At 59.7% G+C, this 16,689-nt stretch carries 17 protein-coding genes; 5 read left to right on the top strand and 12 right to left on the bottom strand.

The window, feature by feature from the left end; translation table 11 throughout:
- Positions 1-90 precede the first annotated feature (90 nt).
- The 12 genes from ACTLLP_RS09565 to dnaA all read right to left on the bottom strand — a co-directional run bounded on the left by ACTLLP_RS09565 (position 91) and on the right by dnaA (position 14,424).
- A complete protein-coding gene (locus ACTLLP_RS09565; protein ID WP_441059311.1) occupies positions 91-399 on the bottom strand; it encodes a hypothetical protein in 309 nt (102 codons plus the stop codon).
- Between the two features lie 21 nt (positions 400-420).
- Positions 421-1,704: a serine--tRNA ligase gene (gene serS, locus ACTLLP_RS09570; protein WP_441059313.1), complete on the bottom strand. Its 1,284-nt coding sequence runs from the start codon at positions 1,702-1,704 to the stop codon at positions 421-423.
- Positions 1,705-1,731: 27 nt separating this feature from the next.
- Positions 1,732-3,315, bottom strand: coding sequence for a phosphoglycerate dehydrogenase (serA, locus tag ACTLLP_RS09575; protein WP_441059315.1), 1,584 nt, complete (start codon positions 3,313-3,315; stop codon positions 1,732-1,734).
- The gene (locus ACTLLP_RS09580; RefSeq protein WP_441059317.1) at positions 3,316-4,467 is read right to left on the bottom strand and encodes a pyridoxal-phosphate-dependent aminotransferase family protein; all 1,152 of its coding nucleotides are present in this window, start codon (positions 4,465-4,467) and stop codon (positions 3,316-3,318) included.
- A gap of 82 nt (positions 4,468-4,549) precedes the next feature.
- Positions 4,550-5,122, bottom strand: coding sequence for a pyridoxal 5'-phosphate synthase glutaminase subunit PdxT (gene pdxT / locus ACTLLP_RS09585; protein WP_441059319.1), 573 nt, complete (start codon positions 5,120-5,122; stop codon positions 4,550-4,552).
- Between the two features lie 4 nt (positions 5,123-5,126).
- Positions 5,127-6,008, bottom strand: a complete 882-nt coding sequence (pdxS, locus tag ACTLLP_RS09590; protein ID WP_441059321.1) for a pyridoxal 5'-phosphate synthase lyase subunit PdxS — start codon at positions 6,006-6,008, stop codon at positions 5,127-5,129.
- Between the two features lie 90 nt (positions 6,009-6,098).
- Positions 6,099-8,507 carry a DNA gyrase subunit A gene (gene gyrA, locus ACTLLP_RS09595; protein ID WP_441059323.1) on the bottom strand — a complete coding sequence of 803 codons (2,409 nt, stop codon included), beginning with the start codon at positions 8,505-8,507 and terminating at the stop codon, positions 6,099-6,101.
- 24 nt (positions 8,508-8,531) lie between these two features.
- Entirely contained in the window at positions 8,532-10,439 is a 1,908-nt protein-coding gene (gyrB, locus tag ACTLLP_RS09600; RefSeq protein ID WP_441059325.1) for a DNA topoisomerase (ATP-hydrolyzing) subunit B, read from the bottom strand.
- 17 nt (positions 10,440-10,456) lie between these two features.
- On the bottom strand, positions 10,457-10,705 hold the full coding sequence (remB, locus tag ACTLLP_RS09605) for an extracellular matrix regulator RemB (RefSeq protein WP_441059327.1): 249 nt from the start codon (positions 10,703-10,705) through the stop codon (positions 10,457-10,459).
- Positions 10,706-10,707: 2 nt separating this feature from the next.
- Positions 10,708-11,805 carry a DNA replication/repair protein RecF gene (recF, locus tag ACTLLP_RS09610; RefSeq protein ID WP_441059329.1) on the bottom strand — a complete coding sequence of 366 codons (1,098 nt, stop codon included), beginning with the start codon at positions 11,803-11,805 and terminating at the stop codon, positions 10,708-10,710.
- Between the two features lie 18 nt (positions 11,806-11,823).
- The gene (gene dnaN / locus ACTLLP_RS09615) at positions 11,824-12,942 is read right to left on the bottom strand and encodes a DNA polymerase III subunit beta (protein ID WP_441059331.1); all 1,119 of its coding nucleotides are present in this window, start codon (positions 12,940-12,942) and stop codon (positions 11,824-11,826) included.
- Positions 12,943-13,083: 141 nt separating this feature from the next.
- Complete coding sequence (dnaA, locus tag ACTLLP_RS09620) at positions 13,084-14,424, bottom strand: chromosomal replication initiator protein DnaA (RefSeq protein WP_441059333.1); 1,341 nt, start codon at positions 14,422-14,424, stop codon at positions 13,084-13,086.
- A 232-nt stretch (positions 14,425-14,656) separates the two neighbouring features.
- Here dnaA and rpmH point away from each other — a divergent pair, with 232 nt between their 5' ends.
- From rpmH to jag, 5 genes are read left to right on the top strand one after another with little or no spacing between them, the layout of a single operon-like run.
- Positions 14,657-14,791, top strand: a complete 135-nt coding sequence (gene rpmH / locus ACTLLP_RS09625; RefSeq protein ID WP_441059335.1) for a 50S ribosomal protein L34 — start codon at positions 14,657-14,659, stop codon at positions 14,789-14,791.
- A 5-nt stretch (positions 14,792-14,796) separates the two neighbouring features.
- Positions 14,797-15,129 (top strand): ribonuclease P protein component, encoded by a 333-nt coding sequence (gene rnpA, locus ACTLLP_RS09630; RefSeq protein WP_441059337.1) that lies wholly within the window; start codon positions 14,797-14,799, stop codon positions 15,127-15,129.
- Positions 15,126-15,335 (top strand): membrane protein insertion efficiency factor YidD, encoded by a 210-nt coding sequence (gene yidD, locus ACTLLP_RS09635; protein ID WP_441059339.1) that lies wholly within the window; start codon positions 15,126-15,128, stop codon positions 15,333-15,335. Before rnpA ends, yidD begins: the two co-directional genes overlap by 4 nt.
- Before the next feature lie 23 nt (positions 15,336-15,358).
- Complete coding sequence (locus ACTLLP_RS09640) at positions 15,359-16,054, top strand: YidC/Oxa1 family membrane protein insertase (protein ID WP_441059341.1); 696 nt, start codon at positions 15,359-15,361, stop codon at positions 16,052-16,054.
- Entirely contained in the window at positions 16,023-16,649 is a 627-nt protein-coding gene (jag, locus tag ACTLLP_RS09645) for an RNA-binding cell elongation regulator Jag/EloR (RefSeq protein ID WP_441059343.1), read from the top strand. Before ACTLLP_RS09640 ends, jag begins: the two co-directional genes overlap by 32 nt.
- Positions 16,650-16,689 lie beyond the last annotated feature (40 nt).

Genomic DNA, 16,689 nt, shown 5'->3' on the forward strand with positions numbered 1-16,689 from the left:
CCCCCTTTAGCAAGTGGCGTGAACTTGCTTCAATGGTACAAGCCCGGCGTTAAATCTGCTTAAATTCCCGGTAAAACTTCGGTTAAAATCTCAGCCGCGCCAGCGCCCAACCAACCAGGAAAGGGTCACGGTCAGTAGCAGCGCTCCGAGCCCCAGAGGCCAGAAGACGCGCAGCAGCAGCAAGGCCGCCACTACCCCTTGCTCCCAGGCGTCCAACCAGCTGTGCTGGTGCTTCCAGGTGGTATAAGCCTGGTAACCCCCTCCCAAGAGCAGGAAGCAGGTGACGAGAGAAAGACCCCAGAAGACTCCCCGCATCAGCCAATTCTGCTTGCTCCAGCAAAAGGACAGGAGAAGCAGCGCCAGCCACAGCAGCAGCAATAGCCGCGCCACCCAGTTCACCAGGCACCACCGCCTTTCGGCCTATCTTCTCTGGGCGGGGATGCGCTCCACCCCCATGTAGGGCCGCAGGACCTCGGGCACGACCACCGATCCGTCCTTTTCCTGGTAGTTTTCCAGGATGGCAGCCACGGTGCGCCCCACCGCCAGACCAGAACCGTTTAGAGTGTGGACAAAAACGGCCTTGGCCTTCGGGCTGGGGCGGTAGCGGATATTGGCCCTCCGGGCCTGGAAATCAGCGAAATTAGAGCAGGAGGAGATTTCTTTGTAATCCTGGTAGCTGGGCAGCCAGACCTCAAGGTCGTAGGTTTTGGCGGCGGAGAAACCGAGATCACCGGTGCAGAGCACCACCACCCGGTAGGGGAGTTGTAGCCGCTGCAGCACCCTCTCGGCGTCCGCTACCAGCTTCTCCAGTTCTTCTTCCGATTGCTCCGGGCGGCAGAATTTCACCAATTCCACCTTGTTGAACTGGTGCTGGCGGATAAGGCCCCGGGTATCCCGGCCCGCTGCCCCGGCCTCGGCCCGGAAGCAGGCGCTGTAAGCCGCGTACTTGAGGGGGAGCTGGTCCCCATCCAGGATTTCTTCCCGGTGCAGGTTGGTTACCGGCACTTCGGCGGTGGGGATGAGGTAGTAATCCTCCCCCTCCACCTTGAACATATCTTCAGCGAACTTGGGCAACTGCCCGGTTCCCACCATGCTGGCCCGGTTCACCAGGAAGGGGGGGAAGAGCTCCTGGTAGCCATGCTCGCGGGTGTGCAGGTCGAGCATGAAGTTGATGAGCGCCCGCTCCAAAGCCGCGCCCAGACCCCGGTAGAAAACGAAGCGCGTGCCTGCCACTTTCACGCCCCGGGCGAAATCCAACACGCCAGTGAGCTCCCCTATCTCCCAGTGGGGGCGAGGAGAAAAAGAGAAGGAGCGCGGCTCGCCCCAGCGCCTGACCTCCACGTTGTGGGAGGCATCGGCACCCGGGGGCACGGAGGGGTGAGGCAGGTTGGGGAGCTCTAACAGCAGCTGGTTAAGTTCCTGCTCCAGCCCGTTTACCTCTCGCTCCACTTCCAGCACCTGATGGCTCAGCTGGCGCATGGCAGCGATCAGTTCACCGGCCTCTCCCCCAGCCTGCTTGCAGCGGGCTATCTCTTCCGAGGCGCGGTTATGCTGGCTGCGGAGCTCCTGGAGGCGAGTGAGGTGCTCGCGCCAGCGGGCGTCCACCTCCAGGAGGCGATCCACCAGCTCCTCCGGGTAACCTCGCAGCCGCAAAGCGGACTTTACCCGCTCGGGCTCGCGGCGTATCTGTTTGAGATCCAGCACCGTCCCTTTCTCCCTTCCCAAGCCACCTTAGAGGATCAGCTGTTTCACTCCCAGCACGTTTTCCACCCGGGCTATCGCCTCCAGGGCTTCCTCCGGCACCGGGTTATCCACCGTGAGCAGCATGATAGCTTTGCCCCCGATCTCCCTGCGCCCCACCTGCATGGTGGCTATATTGATGTCGTAGGCGCCGATGAGGGTGCCAATGCGCCCGATGATACGAGGGCGGTCCATGTGGGGCACGAAAAGGATGTAGCCCTGGGGCAGCACGTCTACTCGATAGCCGTCCACCTCTACCACCCGCGGTTCCTTGCCGCGCACCAGGGTACCGGCCACGGTGTGCTCGCCATCCGGGGATTGCACCCGAACGGTGATGAGATTAACGTACTCCTCTTCCTGCTCCTGCTTGGTCTCCTTAATTTTTATTCCCCGCTGCTTGGCTACTTCGGGCGCGTTAACGTAGTTGATGGTATCCTGCAAGGCCACGCTCAGCACCCCCTTGAGTACCGCGGTGGTGAGCAGGCTCACGTCGTAGCGGGCCAACTCGCCAGAGTAATTCACCTCCACGCGGTTAACCCGGCCGCCCAGCAACTGGGTAGCGAACATCCCCAACTTCTCGGCCAGAGGAAAGAAGGGGCCCACCACGGGGAGCACTTCGGGGCGCATGTAAGGGAGGTTGACCGCGTGGCGCACAAAGCCCCCACGCAGCGCGGTGAGCACCTCCTGCGCGACCACCTCCGCCACCGCCAGCTGGGCTTCCACAGTGGAAGCTCCCAGGTGCGGGGTCACCACCACGTTGGGGAGGGAAAAGAGCGGGTGCGAAGTGACCGGCTCCTTCTCAAAGACGTCGAGCGCCGCCCCTGCCACCTTTCCCGCTTTGAGGGCTTCGTAGAGCGCCTCCTCATCCACGATTCCCCCCCGGGCGCAGTTGATAATCCTGACACCGTCCTTCATCTGGGCTATGGCTTCCCGGTCAATCAGGTGGTAATTTTCTTTGCTCAAAGGGATGTGAATGGTGATGAAGTCGGCTTGACGGAACAGGTCCTCCAGCGTCACCAGCTTTACGCGCAGATCCCGCGCCCGCTCCTCGGTGATGTAGGGGTCGTAAGCGATGATCTCCATTTCCATGGCCTGGGCCCGCTTGGCCACCTCCGAGCCGATACGCCCCAGCCCAATTATCCCTAACACTTTGCCCCGCAATTCTACCCCCACGAAGGATTTCCGGTCCCACACTCCGGCCTTTGTGCGGGCGCAAGCTTCGGGTATGTTGCGGGCCAGACTGAGCATCATGCCCAGGGTGTGCTCGGCTGCGGCCACGGTATTGCCCCCGGGAGCGTTGGCCACGATTACGCCCCGGGCCGTCGCCGCTTTGAGGTCGATATTGTCCACCCCCACGCCGGCCCGGCCAATTATCTTCAGTCTCCGGGCCGCCTCCAGCACCCGGGCCGTGACTTTGGTGGCGCTACGCACAATCAGGGCATCGTACTCCCCGATGATCTCCCTGAGCTCTTCCTCGCTGAGAGTAGGACGGAAATCCACTTCCACGTCCGGCGCTTCCGTTAAGGCTTTCAGCCCCTCGGGAGACACGCCGTCGGTTACCAGCACCCGGTACATTTACGCTTTCCCCTCCTCTGCCAGAACGGCTTGGGCCTGAGCCACGCCCTGACCCCATTTCACAGGATACCCTGCCCGGTAAAGCCCTAGCTCCAACGCTCCCAGAGCTCCCAGGATGTCCACCTCGTCCACGTAGCCCATATGCGCTAGGCGAAATATCTTTCCCTTGAGCGGTCCCTGCCCACCGGCTAACAGCACTCCGTAGCGGGAAGCGATCTCTTTACGCAACCGGTCGGCCTCCAATCCCTCGGGTGCCCAAACCCCGGTAACCAGGGGCGAAGCCCAGGCGTCGGCCACCATGAGTCGCAAACCCAAAGCGCGCATCGCCGCCCGCGTTGCCCGCGCCAGCAGCTGGTGCCGCCGGTAAACCTGCTCCAGCCCCTCCTCAAAGATGAGATCCAGCGCGCGGTCCAACCCTGCAAATAGAGAGACGGCAGGAGTGTAGGGAGTATTGTATTTCTGTTTGGAACGACAGGCCGCCAGCAGATCGAAGTAGTAGCGGGGGCTCCGGCTACCAGTCATCGCCTTGAGAGCTCTTTCGCTCAGCGCCACGATGGCCAATCCCGGCGGCACCATCAGAGCCTTCTGGGAAGCGGTGACGAGAACATCGATTCCCCACTCGTCCATGCGGAGCTCCGCGCCGCCGGCGCTGGAGACCGCGTCCACCGCCAGCAACACCTCGTAGCGACGGGCCAATTCCCCCAGTGGACGCAGATCGTTGAGCACCGTGGTGGAGGTTTCGTTGTGGGTGGCCAGCAAAACTTTGAAGCGCTTCTCCCGCAGCCGACGCTCCACCATTTCGGGGTCCACCGCCTGGCCCCATTCAAAGTTCAGAGTTTCCACCGCCCCACCGTAGGCTTGGGCCAATTCGGCGAAGCGCTCACCGAATTTTCCTCCCACCAGCGCCAGCACCGGGTCGCCTGGGGACAGCAAATTGGCCACGGCCGCTTCCATGCCACCGGTGCCCGAAGCGGTGAGGATGACCACGTCACCTTGGGTTCCCAGAACGGGGCGAAGTTTTTCTTCCAGCCTGGCGTATAAACGAGCGAAAGCTTCCGTGCGGTGCCCGATTAGGGGGCGAGCCATGGCCTCAGCCACCACCGGCGGCACCGGAGTGGGACCGGGAATAAACAAGCGCGTTTCTTGCTTCATAAGCATCCAAGACCCCCAGCCACAGTTTTAAGTTGAAAATAAAATCCGTCCCTTAAAGGGACGATACCGGTAGCACCAGCCACTAAACGCCGGCTACCTCTTCCAGGAAATAGCGGTGCAGGCGTAAATCGTCGGTGAGCTCCGGGTGAAAGGCGCAGGCTAGCCAACGCCCCTGGCGCACCAGCACCGGGCCCGCGGAGAGCTCGGCCAGCACCTCTACTCCTCCCCCCACCCTAACCACCAAAGGGGCGCGGATGAACACGGCCCGAAAAGGCTCCGGCCCCAGAACGGGGATGGTAAGTTCGGCTTCAAAGCTCTCCGCCTGGCGCCCGAAGGCGTTGCGCCGCACCTCTATGTCCATTAAGGACAAGGTGCGCTGTCGGGTACCCTCCAACGCCCGCGCCATCAAAACCATCCCAGCGCAGGTGCCGAACAGGGGCAGGCCCTGGCGCGCTCGCGCTTCGATCGGCTCCAGCAGTCCAAAATCGCATAGCAAACGCCCTATGGCCGTGCTCTCGCCTCCGGGTATAATTAGGGCCGATAAACCGTCCAGGTCGCTCGGGAATTTGACCAGGCGGGTAGCCCGTCCCAGCCGGGCGCAGGCCCGAGCGTGCTCGCGAAAGGCGCCCTGCAGCGCCAGTATCCCTATCGTCATCTCCCTACCAGCCCCGCTCCTGCAAGCGCTGGTGAGCGGGCAAAGAGGCGGTGTCGAGGCCGGACATGGGCTCACCCAGAGCTCGGGAGACTTCGGCCAGCACCTGGGGATCGTTGTAGTAAGTGGTGGCCGCCACGATGGCCCGCGCCCGCTTCATGGGATCTTCCGACTTAAAAATGCCCGAGCCCACGAAGATGCCGTCGGCCCCCAATTGCATCATCAAGGCCGCGTCCGCCGGGGTGGCGATGCCTCCGGCAGCGAAGTTAACCACCGGCAAACTCCCGGTTTCGGCCACCTCCAGCACCAAATCGTAAGGCGCTCCCATCTCCTTAGCCGCCTGCATCAACTCCTCGCGCCGCCGCGCTTGCAATTGCCGGAGCTCCGAGTTGATGCGGCGCATATGCCGCACCGCCTCCACCACGTTGCCGGTGCCAGCCTCGCCCTTGGTGCGCAGCATGGCCGCCCCTTCGGCGACGCGCCGCAGGGCCTCACCCAGATTGCGAGCGCCACAAACAAAGGGGACTTTGAAGGGGTGCTTGTCTATGTGATGCTCCTCGTCGGCGGGGGTCAGAACTTCGCTCTCGTCGATGTAGTCCACCCCCAGAGACTCCAGAATCTGCGCCTCGACAAAATGGCCGATGCGGCATTTGGCCATCACGGGAATGGTCACCGCGTCCATAATGCGGAGAATGATCTCCGGATCGGCCATTCGCGCCACTCCTCCCGTGGCCCGAATATCGGCCGGCACCCTCTCCAAAGCCATCACCGCGCAGGCTCCAGCCTCTTCGGCTATTTTGGCCTGCTCGGGAGTGGTGACGTCCATGATCACGCCGCCCTTGAGCATTTCCGCTAAGCCTTTTTTTACTCTCCAGGTTCCCTTTTCCATAGTGCCACCCTGCCTTCTGAATTGAGCAGATAAATAGACGCTCCGCGATTACAGGCTAATTTTATCGCTTGCCCGCACTGGAAAGCAACATTATTCCTGATCTATCCGGGCCAAGGCCACCACCCGGTCGTTCGGCTGGGGTCGCATGAGCATCACTCCTCTGGCCTGGCGCCCCATAACCGGGATTTCGCTCACGCTAAGCCGCGTGAGCCAGCCGGCGGCGGTGGCCAGCAGCACTTCCGCTTGCGAGCGCACCACCTCGACCCCCACCACGGGTCCGCTGGCCTTGGATACCTTTAGCGCCACGATGCCCTTGCCCCCGCGCCTTCGGAGCGGAAAAGCCGAGCTCGCTACTCGCTTGCCGTAACCGCGAGCGGTCACCAGCAGCACTTCCCCTCCCTCATCCAGCACCACCAGTCCCGCTACCTGATCTCCCTGCTGTAAGCGGATACCCCGCACGCCGCGGGCTGTCCGCCCCATGGGCCGCACAGCTCCCGCCTGGAAGCGCAACGCTTTTCCTTGCTCGGTCACCAGCAGCAACTCGGCTGCCTCCCCGGGAAGCGCCGCCGCCACCAACTCGTCCCCCGGCTCCAAGGCAATGGCGTTGATCCCTGTCCGGCGCAGGTTGGCCAGCTCTTGGAGGGATAGCTTCTTTACCACCCCCTGCCGGGTGGCCAGGAGCACGTGCCGTTCCGGGGCGAAGTCGCTCACGGGGACGATGGCCGTTACCCGCTCGCCCGGGGCGAGGGGAAACAGGTTGGGAAGCGCTGTGCCCCTGCCGCTGCGCTCCGCCTCCGGTATCTCGTAGACCTTCAGACGATAAACCCTACCGGTACCGGTAAAGAAGAGCAGATAGTCGTGGGTGTCGGCCAGATAAAGATGGCAGATGAAGTCGCCGTCCTTGAGCTTAAAGCCCGTAACCCCTCGCCCCCCACGGTGCTGGCTGCGGTAAAGATCCTTGCTCTGCCGCTTGATGTAACCCTGCTGGGAGAGCAGCACTACCACCTGCTCGGAGGGTATGAGGTCTTCGGGGCGGTAGCTGATTTCCTCCTCCACGATGGAGGTGCGCCGGGGATCAGCAAATTTGTCCCGGAGCTCCCGCAGGTCCTGGCGCACGATCGCCCACACTTTGGCCTCGTCGGCCAGCACCCCCTCCAGGTAAGCGATCTTTTCCCGGAGCTCTCGGAGCTCGGCCAGCAACTTTTCTCGCTCTAGGGCAGTGAGCCTTTGCAACCGCATGTCCAGGATGGCCTGAGCCTGCCGCTCGGTGAGGGCGAAAGTGGTCATGAGGCGCTCCCGCGCGGTGGAGACGTCGGGGGCCGCCTTGATAAGCTGCACCACCGCATCGATGTTGTCCACCGCCACCACCAACCCTTCCACTATCTCCAGACGCAGCTGCGCCTCGCGGAGCTCGTAGCGGCAGCGGCGCACTATTACCTCCCTCTGATGTTCCAGGTAATAGTGCAGCATCTCCTTCAGGTTCAGAACCCGGGGCTGGCCATCCACCAAGGCCAGCATGATGACGCCGAAGGTGTCTTCCAATTGGGTGTGCTTGTACAGGCGGTTCAGCACCACCCGGGGGTCAGCGTCCCGCTTCAACTCCACTACCACCCGGATGCCATTCCGATCCGACTCGTCGCGCAGATCGGCGATGCCCTCCAGACGCTTCTCTTTTACCAGCGCCGCTATCTTTTCCAAAAGCCGGGCCTTATTGACCTGGTAAGGAATCTCGGTGATGACGATATGCTGCCGATTACCTTTGCGCTCCACGCTGGCCTTGCCCCGCACCACGATCCCACCGCGCCCAGTGGTGTAAGCCGCCCTGATTCCCTCTCGCCCCAAAATGATTCCCCCGGTGGGAAAGTCCGGCCCGGGGAGGTAGCGGAAGAGTTCTTCTAGAGGGAGCTCCGGGTTGTCGATCAGGGCCAGCAAAGCGTCCACCACCTCTCCCAAGTTGTGGGGAGGAATATTGGTGGCCATGCCCACCGCTATCCCCGAGGAGCCGTTAATCAGCAGGTTGGGAAGGCGCGACGGCAAAACGGTGGGTTCGCTGGTGCTGCCATCGTAGTTGGGCACGAAATCCACCGTGTCCTTGTGGATATCGCGCAGCATTTCCACCGCGTAGCGAGAGAGCCGGGCCTCAGTGTACCGCATGGCGGCGGGAGCATCGCCGTCTATCGAACCGAAGTTACCGTGCCCGTCCACCAAGGGGTAGCGGCAGGAGAAATCCTGCGCTAGCCGCACCAGGGCGTCGTAAACCGCCGCGTCACCGTGGGGGTGGTAACGAGCCAGCACCTCACCCACGATGTAAGCCGACTTGCGGTGGGGACGGTCGGGAGTCATGCCCAGAGCGTGCATAGCGTAAAGGATACGCCGGTGCACCGGCTTGAGACCATCCCGCACGTCGGGCAAAGCCCGGCCTACGATCACGCTCATGGCGTAATCGAGGTACGAGTGACGCATCTCCTCGGTTATTTCTATGGGAATTACTTTAGCCATGCTTTTACTTGCCACCTCAACCGTTTAAATATCCAGGTTACGCACCGAGCGGGCGTAACGGCTGATGAACTCGCGCCGGGGCTCCACCTTATCCCCCATGAGGGTGCTGAAGAGCTCGTCCGCCGCCACCGCGTCCTCCAGCGTGACCTGGAGGATAACCCGCTTATCCGGATTCATGGTGGTGTCCCACAGTTGCTCCGGGTTCATCTCGCCCAGACCTTTGTAGCGCTGAATAGAAACCCCGTTACGCCCCAGCCGCTCTAGTAATTGCTCCAGCTCCTGGTCAGAATAAACGTAATGGGTCTCTTTCCCTTTACGCACCCGGTAAAGCGGGGGCTGAGCGATATAGACGTACCCGGCCTCGATCAGCGGGCGCAGGTAACGGAAAAAAAAGGTTAGAAGCAGGGTGCGGATATGGGCCCCGTCCACGTCGGCATCGGTCATGATGATCAGCTTATGATACCGCGTCTTCTTCAAGTCGAGTTCTTCGCCGATGCCAGCGCCGATAGCAGTGATCAGCGCCTTAATCTCCTCGTTGGCCAAGATCTTATCCAGCCGCGCCTTCTCCACGTTTAACACCTTGCCCCGCAGAGGCAAAATGGCCTGGAAGCGCCGGTCCCGACCCTGCTTGGCTGAGCCCCCGGCCGAATCTCCCTCGACGATATACAGCTCAGTCCGAGCCGGGTCCTTCTCGCTGCAGTCGGCCAACTTACCCGGGAGCGACGCGCTTTCCAGCAGCCCTTTACGCCGGGCTAGCTCCCGCGCCCGCCGGGCCGCCTCCCGTGCCCGGGAAGCGGACAAAGCCTTTTCCACGATCGTTCGCGCCACTGACGGGTTCTCCTCGAAAAAGGTGGCCAGCCCCTCCCCAACGATGGCCTCCACCACCTTGCGGGCTTGAGTGTTGCCCAGCTTGGTCTTGGTCTGCCCTTCGAATTGAGGGTCGGGTATCTTCACCGCCACCACCGCGGTGAGGCCCTCGCGCACATCTTCCCCCGACAACTGAACGTTCTCAGGAAGAAGCCCGTGGCGGCGCCCATAGTCATTGACCACCCTAGTCAGGGCAGCCTTGAAACCCGCCTCGTGCGTCCCACCGTCTACGGTGCGGATGGTATTGGCGTAGGAAAAAATATTCTCGGCGTAACCGTCGTGGTATTGGAGAGCCACTTCCACCTTGATATTCTCCCGCTCGCCACTCAAATATATGGGATCGGGGTGGAGAACCTCACGCGCCCGGTTTAAGTGGCGCACGAAGTCCCTGATTCCCCCCTCGTGGTGAAAGACAAACTCTTCCCCGGTGCGCTCGTCCCGCAGGATAAAGGTCACCTCGGGCACCAGGAAGGAGAGCTCGCGCAGGTGCTGGACCAGAACCTCCTGATTTAAAACCACTTCTTCGAAAATTTCCGGGTCAGGACGGAAACTCACGGTAGTGCCCGTGCGCTCACTTTCTCCTACCAATGTAAGCTCGGTGACCGGCTGCCCTCGCTCGAAGCGCTGGCGCCAAACCTTGCCCTCCCGGCTGACCTCCACTTCCAGCCATTCCGAGAGCGCATTCACCACCGAGACGCCCACCCCGTGCAATCCCCCAGAAACTTTGTAACCGCCGCCGCCAAACTTACCCCCCGCGTGAAGGGTGGTAAGCACCACCTCTACTGCTGGACGTCCAGCCTGGGGGTGGATGTCCACTGGGATTCCCCGGCCGTTGTCGCGCACCACCACGCTATTGTCCCGCCGCACCACCACCTCGATCTCGGTGCAGAACCCCGCCAGGGCCTCGTCCACACTGTTATCCACCACCTCGTAGACCAGATGGTGTAGGCCACGCGGCCCGGTACTGCCAATATACATTCCTGGACGAAGTCGCACTGCTTCCAGACCTTCGAGTATTTGAATAGCGTCGGCCCGGTATTCTTGCTTACTTTCCTCTTCCGGCAAAATCTAGGACCCCCTTATCACTCGGTGGTAAAATACTCTACACGGCGCTTCAAGGCGTTACAGGAAAGATAGCTTATGAAAACCTTGTCGGCCGTGACCACGATGGAGCGGCGTTTTCCCCCTTCCGAGAGATTAACCAAGCGCCCCTCGTCACGCATATTACGTAGAAATTCCTTGGTGGATGGCGCCTCTCCTAACTTGCTATCTAGGATGGCAATGATCTCTTTACCGTCAATAGTTACATCTCCGCCTAAATAAACCAGCATATCTACTTCCCCCTAAAATAAGAGCTATCGGCCGCGAGGAGCTGCCCTTGCTCTACATTATAAACCCGTCCGGGTAAACGGAGTTCCGTCTCGGCCGAAGTGATGAAGGATTGCCGGCCCTCTAAAAAAGCTAATAAGTTTCGGCGCCGCGGCGCATCGAATTCGGAGAAAACGTCGTCGAGGAGAAAAATCACTTTTTCGCCGTGAGCCGCCTCCAGCAATTGCGCTTCGGCCAGTTTAAGGGCCAGCACTGCGGCCCGCGCTTCTCCCCGCGAGCCGTGCTGGCGGAGTTCCCTCCCCTCCACCAGAAAAAGAAAGTCATCGCGGTGGGGCCCCACCAGTGTTTGACCCAACGCTCGCTCGCGCGCCTCCACCGCCCGTAAATGGGAGAAAAATTGCTCCGTCAAATCCTCTTGCTTGTCAGTACCCACCACGTTGCTCGAGTAACGCAATACCAGACGCTTGCCCGCCATTTCCCGGTACAACGAAGCGGCTAGCGGCCCTACCATGCCCAATCCCCGCAGGCGCAGCTGGCAAAGGAGCGTTCCTTCCGCCACCAGGGTCGCCGACCAGGTCTCCAGCTCCTCCTGCGAGCGCTCCCCGGGTAAGCGGAGCAAAGCGTTACGCTGTTCCAGGGCGCGTTGGTAGCGCCTCAGCACTTCCTCGTAGCCGGGCAGGAGACGTTCCAAGAGGCGGTTAAAAAAATTGCGCCGGTCGGAAGGAGAGCCACCGACCACTCCCAGGTCTTCGGGGCGAAAGAGCAAGAGCATCTTCTCTCCCGGGAAGGAACGGCGGGAAGCAGGCTTGCCCTGGTAAAAAAGCGACTTGACCCGGTTTTGGAGCCAGACCTCGGTAGTGATTTCCCCCCACGCGGCCTCCATTCTTCCTCGTAGCCGGGCCACGCTTTCCCCCCAGCGCACCACCTCTTCCTCCCTGGTGGTGCGGAAAGAATGGCCGCAAACTACGAAGTAAAGCGCCTCCAATAAGTTAGTCTTTCCCGCCGCGTTGGGCCCCTGAAGTAAGTTTAGCGCACTGGAGGGTTCCCACTCTAACTCGCGATAGTTACGAAAATTAAGCAGATAAAGCGACTTTACCCGCAACCTATTCACCCATCACGGCTATATTACCCGCAGAGGTAAGAGTAAAGCCAAGTAGCCCGAAGCGCTCTTGGGAGTTATCAGCATGGGCGACATGGAGCCGTACAGGCCGAGGTTCACCTCTTCCTCCCGGTCTAGCACGCGCAAGGCTTCGATCAGATAATCAACGTTGAAGGCTAGAGTGAGATCTTCCCCCTCCGCCGGTACCGGCAGGCTCTCCTGAAATTCTCCCGTCTCGCTTTGCGCTTCTACCACTAATTGATCGCCAGCCTTACGCAAAAAGACGGTGGGGATGCCGGAAGCGCTGGCCCGGGCGATCACCCGCGCCCGCTCCAGGCAGGACCAAAGGGAGCTGACGCTGGCGCAAAGCGTGGCCATTGGAGCTCCTTTAGGCAAAGCCTGCCGCCAATCGGGAAATTTGCCCTCGATCAGGCGGGAATGCAGCTCCACCTCCCCCCAGTAAAAAGAGGCGGTCAGGCGGCCGACGCTGAATTTAAGGGGTTCCTCGCCTAAAAGTTTGCCCAAGTTCAGCAACTCTTTAAGGTGTCTGGCCGGTATCACCCGGGTTTCTGCGTTCGGCTCTTCGCTCGGGCGGTAAACGGCCAGCCGGTGACCGTCGGTGGCCGCGAAGCTCAGGCTGCCTCCTGGAGTCAGACCCACTTCCACCCCGGTAAAGATGGGGCGCAAATCGTCGGGGGAAGCAGCGTAGAGCACGTGACGCAGGGCTTCCAAGGTTCCCGCCCCCGCGAATTCTAATTTGCCGGGCTCAGCGGGCTCCAGCAAGGGAAAACCCTCGGGGTTCATACCGGCCAGCCGCACCTCCCCGCCAGGGTAGCGGAATAGGATCCGGTGGTTTTGCACCTGGCTGATCTCGACCCGCGTGTCTTTGCCCAGGAGACGCACCAAGTCTCCGATCTCCCTGGCCGGCAACCAGCATTCCCCTTCCGCTTCTTCTAGTTGCACCTGGGGTAATTGCATGGAAATCTGAAGCTCTAGGTCAGTGGCGGTGACCGACAATCTTCCCTCTTGTCCGCGAAGCAAAATTCCTCCTAGTAAAGGCATGGGCGGCTTGGGGGAAACGCAGCGTGCGCACACTGCTAAGGCGCGTTCCAGGTCTTCCTTAGTGATGGTGAAGCGCAACGAAGGTCCTCCTTCTCTGGATTTATCTACGTTCTGATTAAGCTTATTTAAAGAAGAATCCCCAGTAATCACCGTAGTACCTGTTGATTTGTGGAAAAAGTCGAACCGTCCTTTTCCATCAAGGTGTTGCCCTTGTTGATTTCACTCGGATTTTTTTAACTGACTAATCAATTCTCCCACCGCTCCCTGCAGTCTGAGATCTTCCTTGAGATAAGCGCTGATCTTCTCGCAGGCGTGCAGAACGGTGGTGTGGTCTCGGCCACCAAAAAGCTCACCGATTTTGGGGAGGGAAAGATCGGTGAGTTCGCGGGCCAGGTACATCGCTATCTGTCGCGGCAGGGAAACCGCTCGATGCCGCTTCTTGCCGCGCAGATCCTCCACCTTTAAATTGTAGTACTGAGCCACTACTTCCTGGATCAAATCCACGGTTATCTCCCTCTTGCGAGGCTGGCGCAGTATGTCTTTGAGCACGGTGGCCGCAGTGTCTGGGGTCACCGGACTGTTGGTGAGGGCGGCGAAAGCCATCACCCGCACGAAAGCTCCTTCCAGCTCGCGGATATTGGACTGGATGTGGTCGGCGATGAAAAGCAGGGTTTCGTCCGGAACCGACACGTTCTCCAGTTGGGCCTTTTTACGCAGGATAGCTACCCGGGTCTCGAAATCTGGGGGCTGGATGTCGGTGATAAGGCCCCACTCAAAGCGGGAACGCAGTCTCTCTTCCAAGGTAGGGATCTCTTTAGGTGGGCGGTCGCTGGAGATAACGATTTGTCGCGCCGCCTCGTAAAGGGTGTTAAAAGTGTGGAAAAATTCTTCCTGGGTGCGTTCTTTACCGGCCAGGAATTGGATGTCGTCTATCAACAGGACATCCACATTGCGGTATTTCTCTCGGAACTGCTGGGTGCGGTTCATCTGCAAGGCGTCGATCATTTCATTGGTGAATTTTTCTGTGGTGACGTAAAACACTTTCATTCCTGGGCGGTGCTCCAGAATGTGGTGGCCGATGGCGTGCATAAGGTGGGTCTTTCCTAACCCCACTCCTCCATAGATGAAGAAAGGGTTGTAAGCCTGCGCTGGCGCCTCAGCCACCGCCAGAGCGGCGGCGTGAGCGAAACGGTTCGAGTTGCCGACCACGAAATTACTGAAGGTATATTTGGGGTTAAGTTGAGGCGTTGCTGTACCGGCGCCGCTGGCTTTGCTTTCCTTCCCCTCCAGGTGCTTATAGATGGGCTCCTCCTCCGCAAGGATGAATTTAACTGCCAGATCCACTCCCAGAACCTCGCCAAAGGCTTGCCGGAGGATGGGGGCGTAACGCTGGGTGAGCCAGTCCTTGGAGAAATGGTTGGGCACAGCGATGTAAATGGTTTGATTGGTGCAGGCCACCGGGCGGAGGGGTTTTAGCCAGTGCTCAAAGGAATGCTTGGCCACTACCTTCTCCAGATTGGCCATAATCTCCTGCCAGCAGCGCTGGAGTTCGGTTGCCACCAACCCTCTCCCCCCTTACACTTTGTTTTTTACGGCTGTCCACAAGGATTTGTTCACAACTTTATCCACAGCTTGTGGAAAACCCTATGCCTCTCTTTTTGTTATCGTATCAGAGGGGGACCGGGTTATCAACAGCCCTAATTTTCCAATATTTGTTATAAGCTTGACCCTTAGAGAAAGCTTAGGATATAATTTCTCTGTATCTTTATGGGGTGGCGGGGGTGAAGGAACATTGAAGAGGACTTATCAGCCCAAAAGGAGAAGGCGGCAACGCGTGCACGGCTTTCTTAGCCGTATGCGAACACCGGGGGGAAGGCGAGTTTTAAAGCGGCGTCGTCTGAAGGGGAGGAAGCGGCTGGCGGTTTGATTTAAGTGCCGGGCGAGCGCGTGGAGCTAAGTCGGGCCGGATTTAATGCGGTCTTCAAAGAGGGGCGCCGGGCGGTGGGTCGATTGGTGGTCGTTTATTTTCGCCCCAACCGTCTTTCTTGCCGTCGGGTTGGATTGACGGTGAGCCGGAAGGTGGGCACGGCGGTGAAGCGGAACCGGGTGCGCCGGCTCCTGCGCGAGGTGTATCGCCTGAATCCGGAGCTCTTCCGGCCCGGTTACGACTACATTCTATTAGGACGTGACGCGTCCGCGAAAGCTTCTTATCAGGAGATAGAAGCTGACGTGCGCGAAGCTTTGCGGCGGGGTGGCCCTAAGTGAAAAAATTGTTATTAGGCTTGATTAAGTTTTATCAAACCGTTATTTCTCCTTGTTTGCCAGCGCGGTGTCGCTTTTACCCCTCCTGTTCGGCTTACGCTTACGAAGCCATCGCTCGCTATGGCGCTTGCCGGGGTTTGCTCTTGGCAGGGAGACGCCTGCTGCGTTGCCACCCTTTCAATCCCGGGGGGTACGACCCGGTGCCCTAAAGTCTTAAGGAGGATTTGTTGCGTTGGGAGAGTTGTTTGCCAAACTGGTCGGAGGCATGACCACTTTGTTGGTGTGGCTCTACAAGGCTACCTCGGTTATGGGGATTCCTAATTACGGCCTGGCCATTATTATGTTAACCGTTCTGGTGCGGGTAGTGCTTTTCCCCCTGAATTATCGACAGATGCGCTCGGTGGTGGCCATGCAGCAACTCCACCCCAAAATTAAGGAGTTGCAGGAAAAGTATAAGAAAGATCCGCAAAAAATGCAGCAGAAGCTGATGGAGCTGTATCGGGAGCACAACGTTAACCCGATGGCGGGATGCCTGCCCTTGTTTATCCAGCTGCCCATTCTTATAGCCCTTTACCGCGCCTTGCTGAGCTTTCCTTACGCGGTGGCGGAGCACGCTCGTTTTCTCTGGATTCCTAGTCTCAGCCATACCGATCCCTATTTCATCCTGCCGGTATTGGCGGGGATAACTACCTACTGGCAAATGAAGATCACCCCGCAAGTGGCGGGGCAGGAGCAACAGCAGCGGCTGATGGGTATGTTGATGTCCGGCATGATCCTCTGGATCAGTTCTACCCTGCCTGCTGGTTTGGCTTTGTACTGGGTAGTTTACAACCTGCTGAGTGTGTTGCAGCAGCACTTTTTCAACAAGCGCTTGCTCACGGGTAGGAAGGGGGCGAGTGAGCTTGCAGGAAGTGATCAAAAGCGGTAAGTCGGTGGAAGAAGCAGTTAAGGCGGCGCTGGCCGAGTTGGAGGCTAGCCCTGAAGAGGTCAGCGTGGAGGTGCTGGAGGAGCCAAACCGGGGTTTGTTGGGCTTTATTGGCTCGCGTCCGGCCAAGGTGCGGGTGGTGCGGAAGGCTACTCCTGGGGAGAGGGCGCGCCAATTGATGGAGGATATTCTGCGGGTCATGGCCCTGGAGGGCAAAGTGCAAATGCAGGAAGACGAGGAGAGTATTACCCTGGAGGTGGAGGGCGTCAATCTCGGGGTACTTATCGGTAGGCGGGGTGAGACTCTGAACGCCTTGCAATACTTGCTGGGGCTGGCGGCTGGACGCAACGCCGGGTCTAAAAAGCGGGTTTGGCTGGATGTGGGTGGGTACCGGAGGAAGAGGGAAAACACCTTGCGGGCTCTGGCCCTGCGCCTGGCCGAGAAGGCCAAGAAGCAGGGGCGCAATATCGTGTTGGAACCTATGAGTCCTCAGGAGCGACGGGTCATTCACATGACTCTGAGGGGGCGTGACGATATCTACACCTTCAGCGAAGGGGAAGAGCCCTTTCGCAAAATTGTTATCGCTCCGCGCAAGTAAAGGGCGACGCGGCTAAGGATGGGCTGGTGCAATAGAGACT

Source organism: Desulfothermobacter acidiphilus (assembly GCF_052073645.1).
GTDB lineage: Bacteria > Bacillota > Desulfotomaculia > Desulfotomaculales > Ammonificaceae > Desulfothermobacter > Desulfothermobacter acidiphilus.

What these genes read in the sequence shown, in the direction of transcription:
- serA (WP_441059315.1), bottom strand. Translation starts at nt 3,315, where the DNA reads ATGTACCGGGTGCTGGTAACCGACGGCGTGTCTCCCGAGGGGCTGAAA.
- ACTLLP_RS09580 (WP_441059317.1), bottom strand. Translation starts at nt 4,467, where the DNA reads ATGAAGCAAGAAACGCGCTTGTTTATTCCCGGTCCCACTCCGGTGCCG.
- pdxT (WP_441059319.1), bottom strand. Translation starts at nt 5,122, where the DNA reads ATGACGATAGGGATACTGGCGCTGCAGGGCGCCTTTCGCGAGCACGCT.
- pdxS (WP_441059321.1), bottom strand. Translation starts at nt 6,008, where the DNA reads ATGGAAAAGGGAACCTGGAGAGTAAAAAAAGGCTTAGCGGAAATGCTC.
- gyrA (WP_441059323.1), bottom strand. Translation starts at nt 8,507, where the DNA reads ATGGCTAAAGTAATTCCCATAGAAATAACCGAGGAGATGCGTCACTCG.
- remB (WP_441059327.1), bottom strand. Translation starts at nt 10,705, where the DNA reads ATGCTGGTTTATTTAGGCGGAGATGTAACTATTGACGGTAAAGAGATC.